24 protein-coding genes are annotated in these 24,351 nt (G+C 66.5%); 21 read left to right on the top strand and 3 right to left on the bottom strand.

What is annotated here, in order from left to right; all coding sequences use genetic code 11:
• Positions 1-133 precede the first annotated feature (133 nt).
• From BM244_RS16125 to BM244_RS16065, 13 genes are all read left to right on the top strand, one after another.
• A complete protein-coding gene (locus BM244_RS16125) occupies positions 134-472 on the top strand; it encodes a flagellar basal body rod protein FlgB (RefSeq protein ID WP_302847292.1) in 339 nt (112 codons plus the stop codon).
• 18 nt (positions 473-490) lie between these two features.
• Entirely contained in the window at positions 491-886 is a 396-nt protein-coding gene (gene flgC, locus BM244_RS16120; protein ID WP_093400072.1) for a flagellar basal body rod protein FlgC, read from the top strand.
• A gap of 2 nt (positions 887-888) precedes the next feature.
• A complete protein-coding gene (locus BM244_RS16115) occupies positions 889-1,566 on the top strand; it encodes a flagellar hook assembly protein FlgD (protein WP_093399921.1) in 678 nt (225 codons plus the stop codon).
• A gap of 28 nt (positions 1,567-1,594) precedes the next feature.
• Positions 1,595-2,863, top strand: coding sequence for a flagellar hook protein FlgE (locus tag BM244_RS16110; RefSeq protein ID WP_093399920.1), 1,269 nt, complete (start codon positions 1,595-1,597; stop codon positions 2,861-2,863).
• A 24-nt stretch (positions 2,864-2,887) separates the two neighbouring features.
• Positions 2,888-3,640 carry a flagellar basal-body rod protein FlgF gene (gene flgF / locus BM244_RS16105; protein WP_093399919.1) on the top strand — a complete coding sequence of 251 codons (753 nt, stop codon included), beginning with the start codon at positions 2,888-2,890 and terminating at the stop codon, positions 3,638-3,640.
• Positions 3,641-3,653: 13 nt separating this feature from the next.
• Entirely contained in the window at positions 3,654-4,442 is a 789-nt protein-coding gene (gene flgG / locus BM244_RS16100; RefSeq protein ID WP_055881672.1) for a flagellar basal-body rod protein FlgG, read from the top strand.
• Positions 4,442-5,122 carry a flagellar basal body L-ring protein FlgH gene (locus BM244_RS16095; RefSeq protein ID WP_093399918.1) on the top strand — a complete coding sequence of 227 codons (681 nt, stop codon included), beginning with the start codon at positions 4,442-4,444 and terminating at the stop codon, positions 5,120-5,122. The genes flgG and BM244_RS16095 overlap by 1 nt, the downstream gene beginning before the upstream one ends.
• 332 nt (positions 5,123-5,454) lie before the next feature.
• On the top strand, positions 5,455-6,525 hold the full coding sequence (locus tag BM244_RS16090) for a flagellar basal body P-ring protein FlgI (protein ID WP_254784508.1): 1,071 nt from the start codon (positions 5,455-5,457) through the stop codon (positions 6,523-6,525).
• Positions 6,522-6,869 (top strand): rod-binding protein, encoded by a 348-nt coding sequence (locus tag BM244_RS16085; protein WP_368086081.1) that lies wholly within the window; start codon positions 6,522-6,524, stop codon positions 6,867-6,869. Before BM244_RS16090 ends, BM244_RS16085 begins: the two co-directional genes overlap by 4 nt.
• Positions 6,866-8,212, top strand: coding sequence for a flagellar hook-associated protein FlgK (flgK, locus tag BM244_RS16080; RefSeq protein ID WP_093399916.1), 1,347 nt, complete (start codon positions 6,866-6,868; stop codon positions 8,210-8,212). The genes BM244_RS16085 and flgK overlap by 4 nt, the downstream gene beginning before the upstream one ends.
• Positions 8,213-8,217: 5 nt before the next feature.
• Entirely contained in the window at positions 8,218-9,138 is a 921-nt protein-coding gene (locus tag BM244_RS16075) for a flagellin N-terminal helical domain-containing protein (RefSeq protein ID WP_093399915.1), read from the top strand.
• A gap of 111 nt (positions 9,139-9,249) precedes the next feature.
• A complete protein-coding gene (motA, locus tag BM244_RS16070) occupies positions 9,250-10,113 on the top strand; it encodes a flagellar motor stator protein MotA (protein ID WP_056061555.1) in 864 nt (287 codons plus the stop codon).
• Between the two features lie 4 nt (positions 10,114-10,117).
• Positions 10,118-11,023 carry a flagellar motor protein MotB gene (locus tag BM244_RS16065; protein ID WP_093399914.1) on the top strand — a complete coding sequence of 302 codons (906 nt, stop codon included), beginning with the start codon at positions 10,118-10,120 and terminating at the stop codon, positions 11,021-11,023.
• 148 nt (positions 11,024-11,171) lie between these two features.
• Here BM244_RS16065 and BM244_RS16060 read toward each other — a convergent pair whose 3' ends face one another.
• A complete protein-coding gene (locus tag BM244_RS16060) occupies positions 11,172-11,675 on the bottom strand; it encodes a Ros/MucR family transcriptional regulator (RefSeq protein WP_093400070.1) in 504 nt (167 codons plus the stop codon).
• Between the two features lie 124 nt (positions 11,676-11,799).
• Positions 11,800-11,961, bottom strand: coding sequence for a hypothetical protein (locus BM244_RS23155; RefSeq protein WP_175518237.1), 162 nt, complete (start codon positions 11,959-11,961; stop codon positions 11,800-11,802).
• A 50-nt stretch (positions 11,962-12,011) separates the two neighbouring features.
• Between BM244_RS23155 and BM244_RS16055 the strand changes: the two genes are divergently transcribed.
• On the top strand, positions 12,012-13,481 hold the full coding sequence (locus tag BM244_RS16055) for an O-antigen ligase family protein (protein WP_093399913.1): 1,470 nt from the start codon (positions 12,012-12,014) through the stop codon (positions 13,479-13,481).
• Here the strand turns inward: BM244_RS16055 and BM244_RS16050 are convergent.
• Positions 13,459-15,405: an acyltransferase family protein gene (locus BM244_RS16050; RefSeq protein ID WP_175518236.1), complete on the bottom strand. Its 1,947-nt coding sequence runs from the start codon at positions 15,403-15,405 to the stop codon at positions 13,459-13,461. The two genes, BM244_RS16055 and BM244_RS16050, sit on opposite strands and share 23 nt — an antisense overlap.
• Before the next feature lie 48 nt (positions 15,406-15,453).
• Between BM244_RS16050 and BM244_RS16045 the strand changes: the two genes are divergently transcribed.
• The 7 genes from BM244_RS16045 to BM244_RS16015 are packed head-to-tail and all read left to right on the top strand — an operon-like array spanning position 15,454 to position 24,323.
• Positions 15,454-16,701, top strand: coding sequence for a glycosyltransferase family 4 protein (locus tag BM244_RS16045; protein ID WP_093399911.1), 1,248 nt, complete (start codon positions 15,454-15,456; stop codon positions 16,699-16,701).
• Positions 16,698-17,708, top strand: coding sequence for a glycosyltransferase family 2 protein (locus BM244_RS16040; RefSeq protein WP_093399910.1), 1,011 nt, complete (start codon positions 16,698-16,700; stop codon positions 17,706-17,708). Before BM244_RS16045 ends, BM244_RS16040 begins: the two co-directional genes overlap by 4 nt.
• Positions 17,705-19,042: an oligosaccharide flippase family protein gene (locus BM244_RS16035; RefSeq protein ID WP_093399909.1), complete on the top strand. Its 1,338-nt coding sequence runs from the start codon at positions 17,705-17,707 to the stop codon at positions 19,040-19,042. The genes BM244_RS16040 and BM244_RS16035 overlap by 4 nt, the downstream gene beginning before the upstream one ends.
• A complete protein-coding gene (locus BM244_RS16030) occupies positions 19,039-20,208 on the top strand; it encodes a glycosyltransferase (protein ID WP_093399908.1) in 1,170 nt (389 codons plus the stop codon). Before BM244_RS16035 ends, BM244_RS16030 begins: the two co-directional genes overlap by 4 nt.
• Before the next feature lie 29 nt (positions 20,209-20,237).
• Entirely contained in the window at positions 20,238-21,332 is a 1,095-nt protein-coding gene (locus BM244_RS16025) for a glycosyltransferase (protein ID WP_175518235.1), read from the top strand.
• 10 nt (positions 21,333-21,342) lie between these two features.
• Complete coding sequence (locus BM244_RS16020) at positions 21,343-22,749, top strand: O-antigen ligase family protein (RefSeq protein WP_175518234.1); 1,407 nt, start codon at positions 21,343-21,345, stop codon at positions 22,747-22,749.
• Complete coding sequence (locus BM244_RS16015) at positions 22,749-24,323, top strand: hypothetical protein (RefSeq protein ID WP_093399905.1); 1,575 nt, start codon at positions 22,749-22,751, stop codon at positions 24,321-24,323. The genes BM244_RS16020 and BM244_RS16015 overlap by 1 nt, the downstream gene beginning before the upstream one ends.
• The last annotated feature ends 28 nt before the right edge of the window (positions 24,324-24,351 follow it).

Raw genomic sequence — 24,351 nt, 5'->3', positions numbered from 1 at the left:
CAACCTCTTGCCGCCTACCTTGCCGCCCGCCCGCCACCACCCGGCAAACCACCATCCCCCACCCTCGCCGCCAAAACTGGCACGCCCATTGCTTATGTCCCGATGCGCAATGGGTGCGCCAGGAGACGGGCTTGTGTCAGGCGACACGCTTTTCGGAGTTCACGGGGCGGCACTCGAGGTGCGGTCGCAGCGCATGGGTGTGCTGGCGTCGAACATCGCCAACGCCTCGACGCCCGGCTTCAAGGCGCGCGACATCGATTTCCAGGCCGCGCTCGCCTCCGTCGAGAACGACGGCAGCACCAATGCGGCGACCAAGTACCGCATCCCGACGCAGACCTCGATGGATGGCAACACCGTCGAGCTGAGCCAGGAGCAGACCGCGTTCGCCGAGAACGCCGTCCAGTATCAGACGACGCTGTCGTTCCTGAACGGGCGGATCGGCCAGATCACCCGTGCGCTGAAGGGGGAATAAGACGTGTCCAACCAGCCCATGACGATCTTCCAGGTCGCCGGCCGCGCGATGTCCGCGCAGCTCGTCCGGATGAACACCACGGCGTCGAACCTTGCCAACGCCGGCGGGACGACTGGCTCTGCGGAGACCGCGTACAAGACGATGAAGCCGGTGTTCCGCACCAGCTTTGACGCCGCCAGCGGCATGTCGACGGTCGACGTCGAGCGCGTGGTCACCGCGGGCGATGCGCCGACCAAGCGCTACGACCCCGACAATCCGATGGCCGACAAGGATGGCAACATCTTCGAGGCGGCGGTCGATGAAACCCGCGAGATGGTCGACATGATGGAGACCGCCCGCAGCTACCAGAACAACATCGAAGTGATGAACACGGCCAAGTCGCTCATCATCGATACCCTCAAGCTAGGCCGCTGATCATGGCAACCTCCTTCGATACCACGCTGTCCAACCTCGGCATCACGCGCACCGCGACCGCCGCAGCGACCACCACCAAGGCGTCGACGTCGCTCGGCCAGTCCGACTTCCTGAAGCTGATGACCGCGCAGATGCAGAACCAGGACCCGTTCAACCCGGTCGACAACACCCAGATGGTCGCGCAGATGGCGCAGATCTCGACCACCTCGGGCATCTCCGAGATGAACACGACGCTGAAGGCGATGGCCGACAAGCTCGGCGTCACCAGCACCAGCGACGCGCTGTCCTATGTCGGCAAGACCGTCCTGACCCCGGGCAGCACCGCCTATGGTCGCGCGGCCGGCGGTATTGCCGGCTCGGTCGAGCTCGCCGGCGCGGCGACCGACGTCAACGTCACGATCAGCGACGCGAACGGCGCGGTGCTCAAGACCATGTCGCTCGGCAAGCAGGCCAAGGGCACGATCGGCTACGACTGGGACGGCAAGGACGCCGCCGGGGCAGAGACCGGCAGCGGTCCGTTCACGGTCGCGGTCAACGCGCAGAACGCCGGCACCACGGTCGCCGCGACGGGCCTGGTCTGGGCGCCGGTCCAGTCGGTGTCGACCACCACCGGCGCCGCCGTCCTCACGCTTCCCGGCCTCGGCGAAATTCCCGCCAGCGCCGTCCGCCAGATCGGCTGAACCCAAAGTTTCCAGGAGCTAAACCGTCATGTCCTTCTACACTTCGCTCTCCGGGCTGCAGGCGTCTCAGACCGAGATGTCGACGATCTCGCACAACCTCGCGAACGTCGCGACCAACGGCTTCAAGAAGAGCCGCACCGAATTCGCCGACGTCATCGCTTCGAGCGTGTCGCAGTCGCCGTCGCAGCAGGTCGGCTCGGGCGCGGTGGTGAAGGCCAACCGCCAGCAATTCTCGCAGGGGAACCTGATCCAGTCGTCGAACAGCCTCGATCTCGCGGTGTCGGGCGACGGCTTCTTCGCGGTCAAGCCGAACGTCGAATCGGCGACGGTCAACTACACGCGCAACGGCGGGTTCCTGGTCGATGCCGATCGCTACGTGGTCGACGCGCAGGGCTCGCATCTGCAGGTGTTCCCGGTCGATGGCTCGGGCACGGTGGTCGCGACCGGTTCCGACGCGGCACTGAGCCTGCGCCTGCCCGAGACGAGCGGAACGCCGACGCCGACCAAGGCGGTGACGATGACGCTCAACCTCAATTCCAACTCGGCGGTCCCGTCGACCGCGGCGTTCGACCGGTTCGATCCGTCGAGCTACAACCAGTCGGCGCAGACCACGGTCTACGACGCCGCCGGCAACGCGATGACGCTGACCAATTATTTCAAGCGCACCGCGGCGGCGAGCGACACCAGCCCAACCAGCACGTGGGAGGTCCACAGCTTCGTCGGCGACAAGGAGCTGACCTCGAGCGGCACCGCCGGCACGACGATGACGTTCGATGCCTCGGGCAAGATGACCGCACCCGCGGGCACGATCAAATATGATCAGTTCACCACCGCGAACTCGACCACGCCGCAGCAGATCGACTTCACCTTCGGCGCCGGCACGACCCAGCTGTCGAGCGCGTTCAGCGTCGCCTCGCGCACGCAGGACGGCAAGGCGGTCGGCCAGATCCAGGGTGTGACGGTCGACGAGAAGGGCATCGTCAAGGCGAGCTTCTCGAACGGCGACACGCAGGCGCTGGGCCAGGTGATGCTCGCCAACTTCTCCAACCCTGAGGGTCTGCGCCAGCTCGGCAGCAGCTATTGGTCGTCGACCGGCATCTCGGGCGAGGCGAAGCTCGGCTCGGCGGATACCAACGGTTTCGGCAAGCTGATGTCGGGAACGATCGAGGGGTCGAACGTCGACATCACCGAGGAGCTGGTCAACCTGATCGCGGCACAGCGCAATTTCCAGGCGAACTCGAAGGCGCTCGATACCGCCAACCAGATCTCCGAAACCATCTTCAACATCCGCAGCTAAGCACAAGCGCGCAGGGGATCCTGAATGGACAAGCTGGTCTACACCGCGGCGACGGGCCTGCGCGCGCACATGGCGGCGCAGGCGGCGATCGCCAACAACATGGCGAACGCGTCGACCACCGGATTCCGCGCCGATCGCGTGGTGTTCGACCGGCTCAACCTGAAGGGCGACGGCTCGACGATCGAGGCGCGCGCGCCGACCTCGGAAGAGGTGACGGACGCCGATCGATCGCCCGGCGCGATCCAGTTGACCGGGCGTCCGCTCGACGTCGCGATCACCGGCACCACTGCGTGGCTGGCGGTGCAGACCTCGGACGGATCCGAGGCGTACACCCGCCGCGGTGATCTGGAGGTCGCGCCATCGGGCGTGCTGCAGACCGGCGACGGGCATCCGGTGATCGGTTCGGGGGGGCCGATCACCCTGCCACCCTACCAGTCGCTGACGATCTCGGCCGACGGGACGATCTCGATCGTGCCGCAGGGTGGCGACGCGAAGGATACGCAGGTGATCGACAAGCTCAAGCTCGCCGACACCAAGGGGTCGGATACGGTCAAGGGCCTCGACAACCTGTTGCGCGTGCGCGGTGGTGGGGCGCTGCCCGAGGACATGGACGCCAAGGTCCAGGGCGGCGCGATCGAAGGATCGAACGTCAACATGACGCAGGCGCTGGTCGACATGATCGAGAACCAGCGCAGCTACGAAGTCCAGGCCAACATGATGAAATCCGCCAAGGAAATCGACGAGAGCGGTGCATCGCTGATGCGCCTGCCGAGCTAGAAGGAACAGACGAATGTCATCCGCAGCCATGCATATCGCGCGCACCGGGCTCGACGCCCAGGACATGCGCATGCGCGTCATCTCGAACAACCTCGCCAACGTGAACACCACGGGCTTCAAGAAGGACCGCGCGGCGTTCGAGACGCTTGCCTACCAGACCGTCACGACACCGGGCACGCAGAGCACCGCCGAGACCAAATACGCGACCGGGCTCAACCTCGGCACCGGCGTCCGGATCCAGGGCACCGCGCGGATGGACACGCAGGGCGCGATGCAGACGACCGGCAACAGCCTCGATCTCGCGCTCGACGGCGACGGCTATTTCCAGGTGCAGATGCCCGGCGGCACGCTCGGCTATACCCGCGCCGGCAATTTCTCGCGCTCCGCCGAGGGCCTGCTGGTCACCAGCGAAGGCTATCAGGTGCAGCCCGGAATCACCGTGCCCGAGGGGACGACCGGGATCACAATCGGCCGCGACGGCACCGTGTCGGCGACCGTTCCCGGCCAGACCGAGGCGTCGCAGATCGGCCAGATCCAGGTCGCGAGCTTCCCGAACGGGGCAGGGCTCCAGGCGACCGGCGACAACTATCTCGTCGAGACCGCAGCGAGCGGCGCGGCGAATGTCGGCGTCGCCGGGCAGGACGGTCGCGGCGGCATCAAGCAGGGCATGCTCGAGGCCTCGAACGTCAACGTCGTCGAGGAGCTCGTCGACATGATCGAGACGCAGCGCGCGTACGAGGTCAATTCGAAGATGATCTCGGCGACCGACGACATGCTCAAATACGTCAACCAGAACCTGTGATGCGCACCGCCACAACTTCGCTTGCCGCCCTCGCCGCGATCCTTGCCGCGTCTTCAGCAGACGCCAGCCTGTTCGGCAAGAAGGCCCCGCCCGAGGATTTTTCCGTCGCGCGGCCCTTGCCGGTCCAGCCGGTGCCGGTCGTCGCTACCGGTTCGATATTCCAGGCGCAGGACGGCTACGCCGCGCTGTACGAGGGCTGGCGTGCGCGGAAAGTCGGCGATCCGCTGACGATCGTGCTGGTCGAGCGCACTGCGGCGTCAAAGTCGTCGGGGTCGAAGCTCGACAGCAATGGCTCGGGGACGATCACGCCGCCGACCACCGGGCTGCTCAACCTGTTCAACAAGACCGACGCGACGCTCAGCGGCGGGCGTAGTTTCAACGGCACCGGCGCCGCCGACCAGACCAACTCGCTGTCGGGCGAGGTCAGCGTGACGGTCGCCCAAGTCTATCCCAACGGGACGATGCTGGTGCAGGGCCAGAAGCGCGTCACGCTCAACCGCGGCGACGAGTTCCTGAAGATCAAGGGCCTCGTCCGCACCGCCGACGTCGATGCCAACAACCGAGTCCTGTCGACGCGGGTCGCCGACGCGCAGATCTCGTACACCGGCAAGGGCGACGTCGCCCGCGCCGGCCGCCAGGGGTGGCTCAGCCGCTTCTTCTCCGTCGTCAGCCCGTTTTGATGCGTTCGTTAACCCGTGCCCTCACCCTTCCCACCCGGCAAGCGCCGGCCGGGCCCCTTCCCTCTCCCCTCAGGGGAGAGGGAGAGACGCCGAAGGCGGCGAAGGGTGAGGGCACGCGTGTCAGCGCCAACCCGTTAGTCCTGAGTAGAGACCGAGTAGTGCCGAAGGCGCGTATCGAGGGCTCATATCGAAGGACAGGTTGGCGCGCGGAACTCATGCTTCGATACGCACCCTCGATACGCCGCTGCGCGCCTACTCGGTCGCTACTCAGCACGAACGGTAAAGGTCTAAAGACCGTGTTTCGTACTTTCGCAGGTCTCGTCACCACCCTCCTGGCATCGCTCCTGCTCGCCGCGCCGGCCTCGGCCGACCGCATCAAGGACCTGGGCGGGTTCCAGGGTATCCGTTCGAACCAGCTCACCGGCTACGGCATCGTCGTCGGCCTGCCAGGCACCGGCGACGACAATCTCGAATACACGGTGCAGTCGCTGAAGGCCGTCGCGTCACGCTTCGGTCTCCAGCTGCCGCCATCGGCGAACCCCGGCATGAAGAACGCGGCGGTCGTCATGATCACCGCCGAACTGCCGCCGTTCGCTAAGCCCGGCCAGCGCCTCGACATCACCGTCGCCTCGATGGGCAAGGCCAAGTCGCTCCGCGGCGGCAGCCTGATCATGACGCCGCTGCTCGGGGCCGATAACCAGATCTATGCGATGGCGCAGGGCAACCTCGCGGTCGGGGGGCTTGGTGCAGAGGGCGCGGACGGGTCGAAGATCGTCGTCAACGTGCCCTCGACCGGACGTATTCCCGAGGGTGCGACCGTCGAACGCGCGGTCGCCACCGGGTTCGACAGCGCCCCGACGCTGACCTTCAACCTCGCGCGCGCCGACTTCACCACTGCGCAGAACGTCGCCGGCGCGATCAACTCGAAGCTCGGCTTCGGCAGCGCGCAGGCGATCGACGCGGTCTCCGTCGCGGTCCGCGCGCCGATCGGCGCCGATATCCGCGCCACCCTCATGTCGACGATCGAGAATCTCGATGTCGTCTCCGCCGAACCCTCCGCCAAGGTGATCGTCAACGCGCGCACCGGCACCGTCGTCATCAACTCGGCGGTCCGCGTAGGGCCTGCGGCGATCACGCACGGCAAGATGACGGTACGGATCGACGAGAAGCCGCAGGTCAGCCAGCCTGCGCCGTTCAGCCAGGGCCAGACCGCGATCACGCCGAACAGCCGCGTCGCGGTCGAGGAGGAGCGTCGCCCGATGTTCCTCCTCGCGCCCGGCCCCAAGCTTGCCGACATCGTCAAGGCGGTCAACGCGATCGGCGCATCGCCGGCCGATCTGGTCGCGATCCTCGAGGCACTGAAGGAAGCCGGCGCGCTCAAGGCCGAGTTGATCGTCCTTTGAGCGCGATTACGCCGACCCCGTCCGCGACGCTGTCTGCGACGACCGCGACCACCGGCATCTCGACCGATACGAGTCGCCTCAAGTCGAAGGACAATCTCGAAAAGGCTGGGCAGAAGTTCGAGGCGGTCTTCACCGGCATGATGCTGAAGAGCATGCGCCAGGCGAAACTGGCCGACCCGCTGTTCGATTCGAAGGCGATCGACACCTTCACCGACATGCAGGACGGGCTGATCGCGAAGTCGATGGCCGAGCACACGCCGCTCGGCATCGGCAAGGCGATGACCGATTTTCTCGCCAAGTCTCAATCCGATCTTAACCAGGCTGCGGCAGACTCGCCGCCATGAGCGATCTCCTTTCGATCGGCGCTTCGGGCGTGCGCGCGTATCAGACCGCGCTGTCCACGGTGTCGGAGAACATCGCGAACACCGGCAATGCGGGCTATACCCGGCGGACGACGACGCTTTCCGAAGTGTCGTCGGTCAATGGCGGGCTGAACGCGCAAAAGTCGGTCAGCAGCAACGGCGTGACGGTTACCGGGATCGGCCGCAGCGCCGACGCCTACCGGTCGCAGGCGGTCCGCTCGGCGGGCACGGATCTGGCGAAGACCGAAGCCGGCGTGACCTGGATGAACCGGATCGAGACCGCGCTGAGCGACAACCAGCTCGGCGACCGGCTCACCAGCTTCTTTACCTCGGCGCAGAAACTCGCGGCCGATCCGACCTCGGAGCCGGCGCGCGCGGTGATGCTCGAATCCGCCGGCACGGCGGCGGCGGCGTTCACCGCGACCGGGCAAGCGCTCGATACCGCGTCCGCCGATCTCGATTCGACCGCATCGCAAGCCGTGCAGTCGCTCAATTCGCTCGGCACCGCGCTCGCCAAGATCAACGACGGCATCGCGCGCACGTCACCCGGATCGTCGACCGCGGCGCAGCTTGCCGACCAGCGCGACCAGATGCTCGAACAGATGAGCACGATCACCGACATCGCCACGTCGTTCGACGATCTCGGGCGGACGACCGTTCGGCTCGGCGGCGCAGCAGGCTCGGTGTTCGTCGCGGGCGGAGAGAGCGCGCAGGCATCCTATGCGCGCAACGACGAGGGCGCGGTACAGTTCGCGGTCACGCGCGACAACGTCACCTCCGCGCTGTCGCCGACCGGCGGCGCGCTCGCCGGCTTTGCGGAGGGCGCGCAGCGGATCGCCACGGCGCGCGGCTCGCTCAACGCCATCGCCATCGACTTCACGACTCAGGTCAACGCGGTGCAGGCGCAAGGCCGCGATCTCGACGGCAATGCAGGTGCGGCGCTGTTCGCGACCGGCGGCACGCCGACCGATATTTCCGTCGCGCTCACGGATGGTCGCGGGATCGCCGCCGCGAGTGCGACCGGTGGCAAGCGCGACGCCTCCAATCTCTCCGCGTTGCAGGCGGTCCGCAGCAGCGGCGCCTTCGAGACGCGCAACACCACGCTGATCGCCGGCAACGCCGCCGCGCTCGAACAGCGCAAGGTCGTGGCCGATGCGCAGAGCGCGATCCGCGACGGCGCGGTCAGCTCGCTCGCGTCCGCGTCGGGCGTCGATCTCGATAGCGAAGCGGTCGACCTGCTCCGCTTCCAGCAGGCCTATCAGGCGTCGAGCCGCGTGATCCAGACCGCGCGGGACACGCTCCAGACCATCCTCGATCTACGGTAACGCGCATGCAGATCGCCACCAGCCTCTTCTATGATCGCTCCTCGTCGTCGATCAACGCGCTCGGCGCGAAGGCGGATTCGCTCCAGTCGCAAATCTCGACCGGCACCAAGCTGTCGGCGCCGTCGTCGGACAGCGCCGCGTATCAGCGGCTCGCCGGGCTCAAGCGCGCGACCGTCGACGACAAGGCCTATGTCGCCAATCTCGGCACCGCCGAATCGGTGCTGAAACAGGGCGATACCAGCCTCACCGCGATCACCGACCAGCTCCAGAGCGCGACCGAACTTGTGACGCAGGCAAAGACCGGCACGCTGAACGCCGCGAACCGCAAGGCGATCGGCGAGCAGATCGCCGGCCTCGTCACGACGCTGACCAATCTCGCCAATGCGAAGGACGCTCGGGGCCAAGCGCTGTTCGGCGGGGCGGACGGCGCGCCCGCCGTGGCGACCGACGGCAGCTACGCGCTCGCCGCCAAGCCGGTCTCGGGTATCCCGATCGGCGATGGCCAGAGCGTCCAGGCGAACGAAACCGCCGCGCGCATCTTCACCGTCGGCGGCAAGACCAAGCCCGATGGCAGCATCGAAGGCGGTACGAACACGCTCGCCATGCTCTCGGCGATCGCGACCGCGTTGCAGTCGGACGATTTCAAGGCGAGTTCGCTCGACACGTCGCTCGCCGATATCGGCGCGGCGTCGGACCAGGTGTCCGCGGTGCAGGCCTCGCTCGGGGCTCGCGCCGCGCGCGTCGATCTGGAGGCATCGCGGCTGACCGATGTCGCTGCCGACCGCGAGGCGACCCGGTCGGGTCTCGAGGATACCGACATCACCACGACGGTGGTCGAGTTGCAGAAGACGATGACGATCCTGTCGGCAACGCAGGCGAGCTTCTCGAAGCTCTCGGCGCTGTCGCTGTTCGATTATCTGCGCTGATCCGAATTTAATCGCGCTCGACGTCGTCTTGGTAACCGGTTGGCTACCAAAGGCGGTTAATTCTGTGGCGACGCAAGAGCCGCCACCGGCCCTGGGGGAATTTCGAACACCATGTTTCCGGTCATCGGCATCGTCGTCCTGCTCGTCATGGTGTTTGGCGGATTCGCGTTCACCGGCGGCGCGCTCGGCCCCGTCATGGAGGCGATCCCGCACGAGATGCTGATCATCGGCGGTGCCGCCGCCGGCGCGCTGATCATCGGCAATTCGGGCAAGGAGCTGAAGGGGCTCGGCGCTGGCCTGGGCAAGGTCTTCAAGGGGCCCAAGTACAAGAAGCAGGACTATCTCGACGTCATCTTCCTCGTCAGCAAGCTGATGAAGATGCTGCGGATGGACGGGCCGATCGCGCTCGAGCCGCATGTCGAGGATCCGCAGTCCTCGGCCGTATTCGCCGAATATCCGAAGCTCCTGAAGGACAAGGCGCTCGTCAACCTGATCGCCGATACGCTGCGCTTGGTCGTAGTGTCGTCGGGGACGCTCGACGTGCATGCGGTCGAGGAGGTGATGGACCACTCGATCAAGACGCACCACCACGAGGAAGAGGCGGCGCACGGCACGCTCGCCAGCCTCGCCGACGCGCTGCCCGCGCTCGGCATCGTCGCGGCGGTGCTCGGCGTGGTGAAGACGATGGGCTCGATCGACAAGCCGCCGTCGATCCTGGGTGCGATGATCGGTTCGGCGCTAGTCGGCACGTTCATGGGCGTGCTGCTCGCCTACGGCATCGTCGCGCCGCTCGCGAACCGGCTGAAGCAGGTGCTCGATGCCGATGCGTCGATCTACGACGTCGTGAAGCAGATCATTATCGCCTCGCTGCACGGCCACCCGCAGCCGCTGGTGATCGAGGCCGCACGCTCGGGCATCGCGCACAAGAACCAGCCGGGCTTCGCCGAAGTCTTCGACGGGCTGAGGGGCAAGTAACGTCGTGGCCGCGCGCGCGCCTCATGGGACGAATCAGCCGCCCAAGGTCATCGTCAAGAAGATCTATATCGAGGCGCATGGCGGCCATCACGGCGGCGCGTGGAAAGTCGCGTATGCCGATTTCGTGACCGCGATGATGGCGTTCTTCCTGCTGTTGTGGATCGTCGGCGCGACCACCGAGAAACAGCGCAAGGGCATCGCCGATTACTTCGCGCCGACCATCCTCAACACGCGCTCGCTCGGCATCGGCGGCGGCGGGCTGTTCGGCGGCGAATCGATCCTCGACAAGAATCGGATTGGGCCGAAGCCGGGCCAGACCAGCATGGCGCAGCTTGCGATTCCCGATGCGGGGCTCGGTGGGCCATCGGCGGGGACGGGGCCCAAGGGTTCGCTGAAAAGCCGCGATGCGCTGACCAAGGAAGACCAGAAGAACTTCCAGGCGCTGCGTCGGCGCGTGCTTGGCGAGATGTCGGGCAATGCGAAACTGTCGCGCCTGCAGAACCATGTCCGCTTCGTGCCGACGCAGGACGGGATGCGGATCGATCTGGTCGACGATGCGGATTACTCGATGTTCGCGCTCGGCACGACTGCGCTCGATCCGGAAGCGTCGGCGTTGATCGGCATGATCGCAGGCTCGGTACAGGGCATGCAGAACCCGATCATGATCCGCGGCCATACCGACAGCGTCCCGTATGGCGACCCGCGCGCGATGAACAACTGGATGCTGTCGTCCGGTCGCGCCGAGGCGACGCGGCGGCGGTTGTTGTCGGGTGGCACGCCCGAGCAACGCTTCGAGCGGATCGAAGGCGTCGCCGACCGCGAGCCGCTGATCGTCAAGGACCCCGCCGACCCGCGCAACCGCCGCGTCGCGATCACCTTACTGTATCGGCGCGGGGCGTTCGGCAAATAGGGACACGCGCCGTAGGACGACTTGGCAATTTTGCCCGCCGCGCCGTCATTGCCGGCAGTCGTTATCACCAAGCAAAGGCTAATTTGACGAAAAAGGACCGGGGTCTTGCGACGCCGGTCCTTTTGTATCTTGCCGTAAACGCGACTGCTTATTCGGCAGCGGCGGCTTCCGGTTTGCGCTTACGCGTCGCCGCAGCGCCCTGGGCAGGGGCAGCATCGGTCTTGCGCGCGCCGGGCTTGCGACCCAGGCCGATCTTCTTCGCCATCGCACGACGGCTTTCCGAGTAGTTCTCGGCAACCATCGGATAGTCGGCCTTCAGGCCATAGCGTTCGCGATATTCGGCAGGAGTCATGCCATGGGTCGCGAGGTGGCGACGCAAAGTCTTGTACGACTTGCCGTCGATCATCGAGATGATGTGATCCTTCGACGCGAGCGACTTGCGTGCCGTTACGGCAGGCGTGTATTCGGTCGCAGCTTCGGCGGGGGCGGCTTCGGTCGATGTGCCGAGCAATGCAGACACGGTCTCATGCATCTTGCCGAGAAACGCGGGGACGTCATCGGCCGAACTACGTGTATTTGGGTTGCCGAGCCAAGCAATCGTCAGTTCGGTTGCCAGTTCGACCGCATTCAGGTCGGTGGTATCTTCGGCCATGTCGTACTCCATTGTCTACGGACGCCGTAACGACGTGCGACAACGGGTTCAACCGTTCGCAAGGCTAAAAGGACCAATAAGTTGTAAAAAACGACATTGGAACCCCGTGCATGGACAGAAGGGTTCATTTCGATTGCTTCAGATTAAAGTCCGCGCCGTGAACAAAGTGAGTACGTCTGCGACGAAGTTCCAGCGTGCGGGATGCGGGATGGATACTTGCCGCGATGCGCGACGCTGGACGCATGTCCTCCCGCTGGATAGAAATGCTGCGGACGATCTTGTGCATCGTCCGGTGCGTCGACGGTCGCGACCTGTTCTATCGAGAGATGTGTCCGCATGGTTTCCAGCCACGACAACGCCGATCCAGCTTCCGGAAGCCCGGCCTATTCGGGAAGCGACTGGCTGATCGCGCGCGGCGCGGCGCGCGACGGGCGCCGCGAACGCAGTGGGGATGGTGGACCGGGCATCGGTGCGATCGCGCGCAATCTGGGCGACGGGTTGATGCCGCTCCGGATCGCGATCATCGCGCTGGTAGCTCTGGTCATGCTCGGGCCGATCATGACCAACGTCGAGGGCGGCGAGTCCGGCGAAGGCAGCATCGTCCGCCAGATCGCGTATCTTGCGATCCTGGCCGGCACGATCTTTGCTATTCGTCCGTCGGTGACGCCTCGGTCGATGGTCGCGCTGTCATGGCCTCTGCTGGTGGCGTTCGCCTGGTGCTGGATCAGCCTGAGTTGGGCGATCGACCCCGGCACGGCGTTTCGTCGCGTCCTGCTGACGACATTGGTCGCGTGGATGGTGTTCAGCCTGGTGCGACATGGCGGGTATCAGCTGACGGTGGATATCCTGCGCTATGCGCTGCTGGCGACGGTGCTGATCTCGTATGTCGTCGTCAAGTTGGACCCCATGGTCGGCGTTCACATGACTGGCGAAGATATGGCGACCGCGCTTATTGGCAACTGGCGTGGCTTTCTGGGACACAAGAACTTCGCCGGTGCCGTTTGCGCATTGTGCATCGTCATGTTCCTGTTCGATGCAAAGCGGATACGGCTGACGATCCGAATTTTTGCCATCGTGATCGCCGCCTATTTCTTGTTTCGATCGCAGTCGAAGACTTCGGGAGGCATGGTAGTGCTGGCCTCGATCGGCGGAGTCGTTTTCGAGACAGTCAGCATTCGACTACGCCGTTACATTATACCGATCCTGATGATTGTCGGCTCGGTCGTATGGTTCCTGACCAGTGCCTATGCGGACATGGTCCAGTCGAATTTCCTTCAGCCGAAGGCGTTTACCGGACGTGGCCAGATTTGGGCCGCGCTGCTGAATTATGCAGGCGATCATCCGATGTTGGGCGCCGGCTTCGGGTCGTTCTGGAACATCGAGTCCGGCAGCCCGGTCTTCGAATACGGGCAGGGGTATGTAACCAAAATCACGGTCGGCCATTCCGGCTATATCGACCAGCTGGTGACAGTCGGCATACCGGGCGTGCTTCTGATGGTATTTGCTATGGCGGTCTGGCCGTTGGCCAAGCTGCTCGCAAGCGAGAACATTGCGAAGGGGCGCGGGGCACTGATCGCGGCGATGCTGATGTTCTGCATCGGCCACAACATCACCGAAAGCGGCCTGTTCGAGCGTGACGGCATCGTCAGCACGGTCTTCTTCTTCGCGGTTGCGTTGGCGCACTACTGCACGATGGACGAAAAGCGGGTGGCGCCATCCAAACAGGCGGGCGACGACGTGATGCGCGAGCTCCGCCGACGCAAGCGCAAGCATCGCCCGGTACTTACCGCGGGCGGCGCCGAGTGACCGGATGCCGGGCGAGGATCGCCGCGAGCGTTTGCTGCGCCCCCGCCGGCGTGAAGTGCGAATGGTCGAAATGCAGCGGCGTACCGTCGGCGGTGGTCAACCGGCATGTCGTGCCCGTGCATTCGGGTTCGATCGCCGAGGCATAGGCGGCGCCCGCCGCGCGTACCGGGCCTGCCATCGTCCGGTCGAGAGTGATCCGATCGGGAAGGCGGAAGCGGTCGGCCAAGCGGGCCCCTGTCGCTTGCTCGGAGCGTACGATCAGCGCGGGGAGATCCGCGTCGTATTCGACCGAGGGGCCGATCACGAGGACGGTAGTACCCCGGCTGCGCAGCCAGCGGATCGTGTCGAGCAACGCCGGTTGTTCGAAGTCGAGCCACCGTGCTGACAGGACGACCGTATCGATCCGCGCGAAATCCAGCGTGTCGAACGCGGTGTCCATGGTCGTGCGACAGGTCGGCAGGCCTTTGCCGTGGAGCAGCGGCCGACACCCGGCCGCCGTCGCCTGGATGAGGTTCGCGCCCGGCAGCAGCGTGTGCAGCGCTTCCGAGAAATGCGCACCGTGGCTGTCGCCGAACAGTGCGATGTTGGGCTTGGTCGCCGACAACCGCAGGCAATCGGGCGAGAAGCCGCGGCCGGTCGGCAAGACGAAGCAGCGATCCGTGCTGAATTGGCGTTTGCCTGCCTCCGTCGAGTCCCAGCCGAGATAGCTAGCGGCCAACGCTTGACGCGGCGAGAGTGGTCGGATGTCGTCGGCCTTGGCGGCGATCGTCAACCCGGCGATCGCCATCGCCGCGAGTAGCACGACCGCGGCTCCATGCGGGACGAGCCCCGATCCGCTGCGCCAACGCTGGCTGGCTGGACGCTCGACGAGCGCAAAGCTCAGCCATGCCGCACCGAGCGATGCGCCGAGCAGCCCGATCGTCTCGACCGGCGCGAGCGTCGAGCCATGGCGGATCTGGTAGAAGGCGATGATCGGGCGATGCCAGAGATAGGCCGAATAGGAGATCAATCCGATCGCCCGCAGCGGCCACGCGCCGAGCAGTCGTGCCGTCGGACCTTCTCCGCCATACGCCAGCAACACCGCTGCAGCGACCGCTGGGGGCAGCGCGAAGGGAACGGGAAACGGCCAGCCGCTGCTGATCGCGATGCAACTTGCGGCGATCACTGCGATCGCGAGAATGCACAGGGCCGCCCGGATCGATCGGTGCGCGATCGTCGGTACGGCGCCGAGCGCGACTAGTGCACCGAGCGACAATTCCCAGATTCTCGCGGGCAGCAGGAAGAAGGCGGCAGAGGGATAGGTCGTCGCCAGCCACCCGCCGATCGCGAACGAGACGAGTGCTAGGCCGGCGATCACCTGCGCGAGACGTTGGCGCGATAGCCTCCGGAGAGACCAGAGCAACAGAGGGTAGAGCAGGTAGAACTGCTCCTCCACCGCCAGCGACCAGGTATGGACGAGCGGCTTGGCATCGGACGCCGCCGCGAAATAGTCCGACGTCAGGTAGAAATAGACGTTCGACCCGAACACGCTGGTCGCCGCCGCACTACGCCCGAGATCGCGCAACTGGTTGGGCAGCAGGAGCACGCAGCCGATCGCGAGCGTGACGGTCATCATCACGAGCAGCGCAGGCAGGATGCGGACGATCCGGTGGCGATAGAAGCGCGCGATCGAGAAGCGCCCGTCGGCGATGTCGCGCACCATGATCGCGGTGATCAGGAAGCCGGAGATCACGAAGAAGATGTCGACCCCGACGAACCCGCCCCGCAACCGGGTCACGCCGCAGTGCAGGAGCAGGATGGGCAGGATCGCGAGTGCCCGCAGCCCGTCGATATCCGGCCGATAGCTGAGCGCGCGTCCGTCCTGCGGCGCCGACGTTCGCGCGCCTGCGGTTGCGGCCGACCCTGTCGCTATGCTCTCGCTCACCTGTACCGACGCCCCCACTTGCGCGGTCGGTCTATAGCGGGTGGCGGCATGCCGCTAGGGCCGGCATGGACGCGCCTGCCGGGCGTTGCTACGCGCAGATGGCGGCGGGGGGCGGATCATCTGGTGACGGGTACGAACGACGAGCCTTCGCAAGCGGCGGGTGCGCCGCGCCTTCGGGTGATGCACGTCATCACGCATCTCGACATGGGCGGTGCCGAGAACGTCGCACTGGGGTTGATCGATGTCTTGCGCGACCGGGTCGAGTTCTCGCTGTTTGCGGTGCTGCGCCAGTCGCCGCTGAGCAAGGTCGGGCAGGACATGGCCGAGCGGCTGGCGCGTTGGGGCGTGCCGTTCCGGTTCGGCACGGACCGCGGGTTCAAGTCGGGCGGCGTGGTCTTCGCTGCGCGGTCGCTCGCTCGCGCGGTCGCCGAGCAGCGGCCCGACCTGATCCATGTCCATACCGAGATACCGGAGCTGACGCTGGCGGTGGCGGGCCTGATCTCGCGTCGCGTCCGCCGCACGCCGTTGCTGCGCACCGTCCACAACAGCGAGTTGTGGATCGCCTGGGGCGGCATCGGTCGATGGGTGACGCAGCGGCTCGCCATGGGCGACGCGGTGGCTGTGTCACGCAACGCCGCCAATGCCGACGCGGCGATCGTCACGTGCGGCCGCCGGCCGCTCGCCGACGTCATCTACAACGGCGTGTCGCCACCGGCGGCGTCTCCGATCGGGCGGGAAGAGGGCCCGGTACGCCTGCTGTTCGCGGGGCGGCTCGTTCATCAGAAGGGCGCCGACCTGTTGCCTGCCATCCTCCGAGAGGCACACGCGCGGACGACGCGCCGCGACGTCGTGGTGACGATAGCCGGCTCAGGCGCGATGCGGGACTTGGTGACGCAAGGATTAGCGAAGGGCCTGGCGGGCTGGGACGTCCGGATGACCGCGCCGATCGAGCGCTTGTCCGAACGCCTGCAAGAGTATGACGCGGTCCTGTTGCCGTCGCGGTTCGAAGGGTTCGCGCTGCTCCCGCTCGAGGTATTGATGGCAGGTATCGCGCTGGTGACCACCGACGCTCCAGGCCTCGATGAAGCGATCCCGGCCGACTATCCGTTCAAGGCCGCGGTCGACGACGTCGCGGGGATCGGCGCGCAACTGGCGGCTGTCATCGACGATCCCGCGGCCGTACGCGTCACTGCCGCACGTTACGGCGCAGACCTCGCCCACAGTTTCAGCCCGGAGGCGATGGCGTCCGCGTATCTGGCACGCTATCGCTCGCGTGGGGATACGGGGGCAGAGTGACGGTCGCAGTCGGGATCAAGGCGCTGAACGAGGCGGCGCACATTGACGCCGCGATCGGCAGCGCGCGCGCCGCGCTCGACCGCGTCGGCGGCGGGCTGGTCGTGCTCGCGGACAGCGGGTCGTCCGACGCCACGATAGCGTTGGCGCAGTCACATCCCGGCACGCGGATCGCGCAACTCGCCGATCCTGCCGAGCGGTCCTGCGGCACGGGGGCACAGCTCGCATTCCAGGCCGCCTCCGAGACCCCCGGCATCCAGTATTTCTACCTGCTCGACGGCGACATGGTCCTCGACCCGCATTTCCTCGAAGCAGGCATCGCGTTCCTCGAGGCGAACCCCCGTCACGCTGCGGTCGGAGGCCGCGTGCGCGAGGTCAACACCGACAGCATCGAATTCGAACTCCGCGCGCGCAACGATCGCGTGAAGGGAAGCGCGGTGGCGGGGGATGTCGACCGGCTCGATTGCGGCGGGCTGTACCGCGTCGCCGCGGTGCAGCGCGTCGGGCATTTCGCCGACCGCAACCTCCACGCGTTCGAGGAATACGAGCTCGGCGCCCGGCTGCGCGCGGACGGCTGGCGGCTGGCGCGGATCAATGTCCCCGCGGTCGAGCATCACGGCCACGCGACCGGCGGCTACCAGCTGATGTGGCGACGGTTGCGCACCGGCTATGCCGGCGGTCCGGGCGAAGTGATCCGCGCCGCCTGGGGGCGGCCGCACTGGTCGCAGGTCCTGCGCGGGTTCGCCCAGTTGCGCTACAGCGTGATCGTCTATGGCTGGTGGCTGGCAATGCTCGTCGCGCTGGCATTGGGACAGGGTATCGCCCTGCTCACGATCCTGCTGCTGCCGTTGGCGTTCCTGACGATGCGCCGCCGGAGCCTGCGGGTCGGGATATACTCGCTGGTGACGTGGAACGTGATTGCGATCGGCATGCTCCAGGGCCTCGTCCGCGCCCGCCGCCCCGCCGATGCGCCCGTTGCCGCGCGCGACCTGTCCGCGCCGGAGCGATGAGCACCGCGTCCGGCTATCTCGGCAAGTTCGTCTGGACCGCGGGCACCTTCGTCGTGTCCGCCGGGCTCAAGTTCGGGCTCAACATCGTCCTCGCCTATCTGCTCGCGCCCGAGATCCTCGGCGTGATGGTGGTGGTCAACGCGATCCGGCTCGGCGTCGAATTGCTGACCGATGTCGGGATCGAGCAGAACATCATCCACCACCGCGACGGGCTCGACCGCCAGTTCCGCGACACTGCCTGGACGCTGCAACTGCTGCGCGGCGTGCTGTTGAGCCTGGTCTTCCTGATCGCCGCGCCGTTCCTCGCGCACGCCTACGGCATCGACGTCCGCATCTTCCTGGTCGCGGCGCTGTCGCCGATGATCGGCGGCGCACACTCGACCGCGATCTTCGTGTTGGTCAAGCAGATGGAGGTCCGCCGCCGCAACCTGTTCGAATTGTCGTGCGAGGCGCTGGCGTTCGCGGTGCAGGTCGCGCTGGCGGCGTGGCTGCGCTCGGTCTGGGCACCGGTCATCGGCCTCGTCCTCGCGGTCGCGATCCGCTCGGCGCTGAGCTATCTGCTGCCTGACCCCGGCCAGCGCCTCCGCTTCGATCGCGAAATCGTCCGGCGGATCGTCCATTTCGGCAAGTGGATCGCGATCACCTCGCTGGTGATGTACGCCGCGACCAATCTCGACCGGCTGTATCTCGGCCGCGTCGCGCCGCTCGCGCTGCTCGGCATCTACGGCATTGCGCGCGCGATCGCCGAGCTGCCGACCACGCTCGCGCGGCGGATGAGCTATCAGATCATCTTCCCCGCGTTGGCTAGCGTCTCCGAAAGCGACCGGGCGGGGCAGATGGGGGCGATCGCGGGCTCGCGCGCGGTGTTCACGCTCGGCGTCTGCGCGGCGCTCGCGCTGGCGGCGTCGGTAGCGGACGGGCTGATCCTGATGATCTACGATCCGCGTTACCAGGCGGCGAGCTGGATGCTGTCGGTGTTGCTCGGCGGCGCGGTGTTCGCGGTATTGTCCAACCTCAACGAGGCGTTGCTGCTCAGCGCGGGGCGGCCCTTCTATGCGAGCGTCGCCAACATGATGCGGCTGGTAACGCTCGCGGTGTTGCTGCCGACCGGCCACCGGCTCGCGGGCTTTCCGGGCGCGGTCGTCGCGGTCGCGGTCACCGAGCTGCTGCAATATGGCTATATCGCAGTCGGCCTGCACCGCGTGCGGATGAGCTTCTGGCGGCAGGACGCGCTGGCGATCGGGGCGGCCTGCGCGGTGTTCGCGGTGATGCTCGCGGTCCGCTGGCAGCTCGGGTTCGGCACGCCGCTCGCGGGCCTTGGGAGGATCGGATGACGCGGCTGCTGATCGTGCATTATTCGGGCGACTACCGCGAGGCCGACCGCCTGCGCCGCGCCACCGGGGGCGAGACCTATTACGGCCACGGCTATGTCCTCGACCAGCTCGCCGCGTGGCGGGCAGAGCACGAGGCGGTCGGGTTCCTGTGCTCGCTCGCGCCGTCCTATTGGGAGACGCTCGACAGCGGCGTGACGGTGATCGGCGCGGATACCAATCCGGACCAGGATCCCGCGCCGGTACTGGCGTTGATCGAGCAGTTCGCGCCGACCCACCTGATCGTGTTCGGGCCGATGCTGCATTTGATCCGCTGGGGACTGGAGCACGACGTCCGGCTGGGCGTCATCATGGCCGATTCGTTCGCCAATCCCTATTATCGCTGGGTCCGGTTCAGGCGGCTGCCGAAGCTGCTCAACGATCGCCGCGTGACGCTGGTCGCCAATCACGGCGCCAATGCCGCGCGGGCGCTGGTCGGGATCGGTTTGCGCGCGGACAAGGTGCTGGCGTGGGATTTCCCGCATGATCGCACGCCCGAGACACAGCCCTGCAAGACGCGCGCGTCGGGACCGCCCATCACGCTGCTGTTCGTCGGCTCGATCAGCGCGAAGAAGGGTGTCGGCGACCTGGTCCGCGCGGTGGCACTGCTGAAGGACCGCCTCGACGTCCGGCTCGACGTCGCGGGTCTGGGCGCAACCGACAAGTTCGCGGCGCTGGCGACACGCCTCGGCGTCGCCGACCGCGTCCGGTTCCTCGGGCTCGTCCCGAACGGCGCGATCCCGGCGATGATGCAAGGCGCCGATGCGGTGATCGTCCCCAGCCGTCACAATTTTCCCGAAGGCCTGCCGCTGACGCTGTTCGAGGGGCTCGCGTCGCGCACGCCGGTGATCGCGTCGGACCATCCGATGTTCGACGGGCATCTGGAGGATGGCGTGAGCGCGCTGGTGTTCGCGGCCGGCAAGCCACGCGCGTTGGCGGATGCGATCGCGCGGCTGGTGACCGATCCGACACTGTATGCGCGGGTGTCGCAAGGGTCGGCAGCGGCGTGGCACCGGATGCAGAACCCTGTGAAATGGGGCGAGATGATCGATCGCTGGGTGCGCGACGATGCCGAGGATCGTGTATGGCTGTCGGCGCACACCGTCTCCGCGCTGGACGGGCCGGCATGACGACCCGAACTGGCGCTATCCATTTTACGATGACGCATTCGACGGCCGGCGGCTTGCGCGAACTCTGGGATGACATCGCCGAGGGACTGATCGCGCGCGGCCATCCGGTAAAGCGCTTCGTCCTCTATCCGCCGGCCGATGCGGAGGGCGAAGGCGTCGACATGGCGGTCTGGCACCATGTCGTCGACGCCCGCCCGCGATCGGTGATCGGCGCGGTCCGGACGTTCGCGGCGCTGGTCCACTATCTGCGCCGCGAGCGACCCGCTGCGGTCGTATCGGCGATGCCTGCCGCCAACGTGCTGCTCCCGCTCGCGGTGACGATCGCGCGCGTGCGCACCCGCGTGTTCCTGTCGCATCACTCGCCGACCGATACGCATAACCGCCTGCTCGACCGGATCGACGGCTGGACCGGCAGTTTGCCGTGTGTCGCGGGGATCATCAGCGTGTCGGACGCGGTCGGCGCGACGCTGGCGCACAAGCCCGCCACCTACCGCGCGCGGACGCTCACGATCCACAACGCGCTGTCGGAGCGGGTCGAACGGGTCCTCGATGCCTTGCCGCGGGCAAAGGCGGGGGGCGATCGGTTGCGTGTCGTCGCGCTGGGGCGGCTGTCCTACCAGAAGAACTATCCGGTGCTGATCCGCGCGATGGTCGAAGTGCCGGGCGCGGATCTGGAGATCGTCGGCGGCGGCGAGGACGAAGCGTCGCTGCGCATGCTCGTCGCGGACCTTGGCCTCGGCGATCGCGTGACCTTCGCCGGCCTGATCCCGCGCGACGCCGCACTCGCCAAGGCTGCCCGCGCCGACGTCTTCGTCCAGGTCAGCCGCTACGAGGGGCACAGCCTGGCGTTGATCGAGGCGGCGCGGCTCGGGCTGCCGCTGGTCGTGTCGGACGTGCCGGTGCAAGTCGAGGGTGTCACTGCGCCGGACGGGACGCGCTGCGGGATCGTCGTCGCGCTTGACGATCCGGCGGCGCTGGCGGTGGTTCTTCGGGAATTGCAGGACGATCCCGCGTCACGGTTGCATTGGGAGGCGCTCGCGGCGAAGCTCGGCAAGACGGTGTCGAATGCGCGGATGCTCGATCGGTACGAGGCGGTACTGGTCCCCGCCGCGCCGGCGCGATAGGAACACGGCCATGGCGACGACGATCTCCGCGGTGCAGCGACGCCAATCGGGCATGGTGCGGTCGTCGTCCGCACGCGCGCGACGGCGGTACATCGTTGCCAATATCTGCTTTGCGGTCTTCATGTGGCTGGTGCTGATCGGCACGTCGCCGGTCCAGGAATGGGCGTTTCGCGGACAGATCGGCGAGGGGGATGCGGCCAATCAGGTGCTGCACATCGTCATTTTCCTCGCGCTGCTGATCGCAAGCGGCATGCCGAGCAAGCGCGAACTGTTCTGCGTGCCGATCGGGCTCGCGATCCTGCTGGCGTATTGCTATTTGTCGGTCTCGTGGGCGATCGCGCCGGCGATCTCGTTTCGCCGCATCACGCTGACCGCGCTCGTTGTGTGGGTGACGTTTCGGCAGGTCGATGACCTGGGCCCCGAGCGAACGCTCAGGATCGTCCGCTATGCATTGTTGATCCTGCTGGCGATCAACTTCCTGATGGTGTTCTTCAGTCCGTACGGAATTCATACCGAGGTGTTCGGCGAGGAATCGTCGGTGGTCGGCGACTGGCGCGGGATCATCCCGCACAAGAACGTGGCGGGCGCGGCGTGCGCGTTCACGATCCTGCTGTTCACGTTCGACAACCGACAGTTCCCGCGTATCGTCTCCGTGCTGGTGATCGCGCTGTCGGCGACCTTCCTATACTACACGCATTCCAGCACGTCCGAGATCTCGCTTGTCATGGCGCTGGTCGCGGGCCTCGCGATCCGACCCTATGATGCGAACTACCGCGTCGTGCTGGGGATCGTCCTGTTGATCGTCGCCGGCCTCGTGGCGGAGATCGTGTTCACCAATATCACGGTGCTGACCGATATCCTCAACGATCCCGGCGCGCTGACCGGGCGCGGCGCGATCTGGCCGCTGTTGCTGGAATATGCGAGCGAACATCTCTGGACGGGGGCCGGCTTCAGTTCGTTCTGGCAGATCGGCGCGGACAGCCCGATCTGGACGCTGACCAGCGGCTGGGTGGCGATCTATGCGGCGCACGGCCATAACGGCTTTCTCGACCTGCTGGTGACGATCGGCCTGCCGGGGCTGGTCCTTGCAGTGATCGCGCTCATCGTCTGGCCGCTGATCCGGCTGTTGCTGAGCCAGTCGATCGCCAAGCCACGCCGGTCGCTGCTGCTCGCGATGATCATCTTCTGCATCGGTCACAACCTCGCCGAATCCTCCCTGCTCAACGCGGCATCGATGGTGCAGGTGTTCCTGCTGATCGCGATCGCCATCACGTATCGCCAGTCCAACGCGAGTGCCGGCGCGCACCACGGTCTGCGGCAGAAGATGACACGGCTTTTGCGGCGATCGCGGCGCGACCCGGTCCGGGCACCGGTCCGGGGCCCTGTAAGGGGGGCTATCCGGACGGTGCGGCGTTGATGGTGCGGAGGCTTTCCGGACTGATCGACCGCGTGTTTGCGGACGTTGAGGACGGAACGCGATTGTCGGGGGCGGGGTGGCCTCTCCGCTCGGCGATCTTCCTCGCATGGGTATCGCTCGTCCTCGTGCTCGTTGCGAACCATGTGATGTGGCGCGACGAGGTTCGGGCGCTGAGCCTGGCAATGCAGGGCGAGACGATCTGGGACATGCCGGCGCAGGCGCGGGGATACGGTCACCCGCTGCTATGGCACGTGGTGTTGCGCCTTGGTGGGGATCTGTTCGCAACCAAGCTGGTCCTCCCCGGTCTGGCACTCGCGATCGGCATCGCGAGTGCCGCAATACTCGTGTTCGTTGCCAGGTTGTCGCTGCCGGTGATGACCCTGACGCTGTTCGGCAGTTTCGCGACCTACGACTATGTCGTGATGGCGCGGAACTACGGTCTCGCGATGCTCCTCCTGCTGCTGATCGCGTGGGCGTATCCGCGCTGGCGCGAGCGCGGCGTGGTGCTTGGCGGCCTGCTGTTCCTGCTCTGCAATGCCAATGTCCATTCGGTCGTGCTGGCCGGTGCGTTCGGGATATTCTGGCTGGGCGACCTGATAGCGAGCGAGGGCGTGACGTGGAGCCGGGCCAAGCGGTGGTGGCTTGCCAACATGATACTGCTGGCGGCTGGCGCACTGCTGTCGTTCGTGTCGGTCTATCCGTCGGTCGAGGACGCGCCCGCTGCGGCACGGCGGACGTTGGGCCAGACCTTCGTCCACCTGATACCCGGCATGGAGTTCCAGCGGATATTCGGGAATTTCAACGCCAGCCTGCCGGTCGTGATCGTCGCGGCACTGCTGGTGACGGGAAGCGTGGCGGCGTTCGCACGGCGTCCCGCGGCACTGGCCGCGGCGATCGCGGCGACGGGCGGCCTGCAACTCCTCTTCGTGTTCGTCTACCCCGGACATTACCGTCACGTTGCCCTGCTGATCGTCTTTCTCGTCATACTGCACTGGCTGACGGCGACGGGGTTCGGCGGCCAGCGCGATGGTCCGCTCGCACGCCGTGCCGAACGCGTCGGCCGGGTCGCGTTCCTCGCGCTGCTTGCGGCCCAGCTTCCGGCAACTGCGCGTGCGATCGTTCAGGCCGCGAAGTCGCAACCGCAGAGCGAAGCCAAAGCACTGGCCGTGCTGCTGGCCGGGCAAGGTCTAGCGCGGGCCGTAGTGATTGCGGACCCCGATTTCCTGATCGAAAGCCTGCCCTATTACGCTTCCAACCCGACCTGGTCGGTTCGCGGCGATCGTTTCACGCCGCTCGTGCCGATGAAGCGCGTGGAGACCGCCGCAATGTCGCCCGGGCGTCTGCTCGCAACCGCGCGGCGCATTGCCGCGACGACCGATCGCCCGGTAGTAATCCTGCTGGCGACGTCCCTGGACGGCGTGGACGCGCGACGGGTGATCGACCGCGGGACCTTCGGGCCGCTCGTGCTGGATCCCGCCGATATCGCCAAGTTCCGCGCGGCGACTACCAAGCTCGCAGTCCTCCGGACCGCTTCGGGCGACGAAGTCTACGACGTCTATCGTCTTCGCGATTGAAGTCGATAGACGAGGTGGGGGGATCTAC

The sequence above is a fragment of the Sphingomonas sp. OK281 genome (genome assembly GCF_900115295.1).
In the GTDB taxonomy this organism is placed as follows: Bacteria; Pseudomonadota; Alphaproteobacteria; order Sphingomonadales; family Sphingomonadaceae; genus Sphingomonas.
The sequence above is the reverse complement of the archived record's forward strand: the minus strand, read 5'-3'. Positions and strand labels throughout refer to the sequence as shown.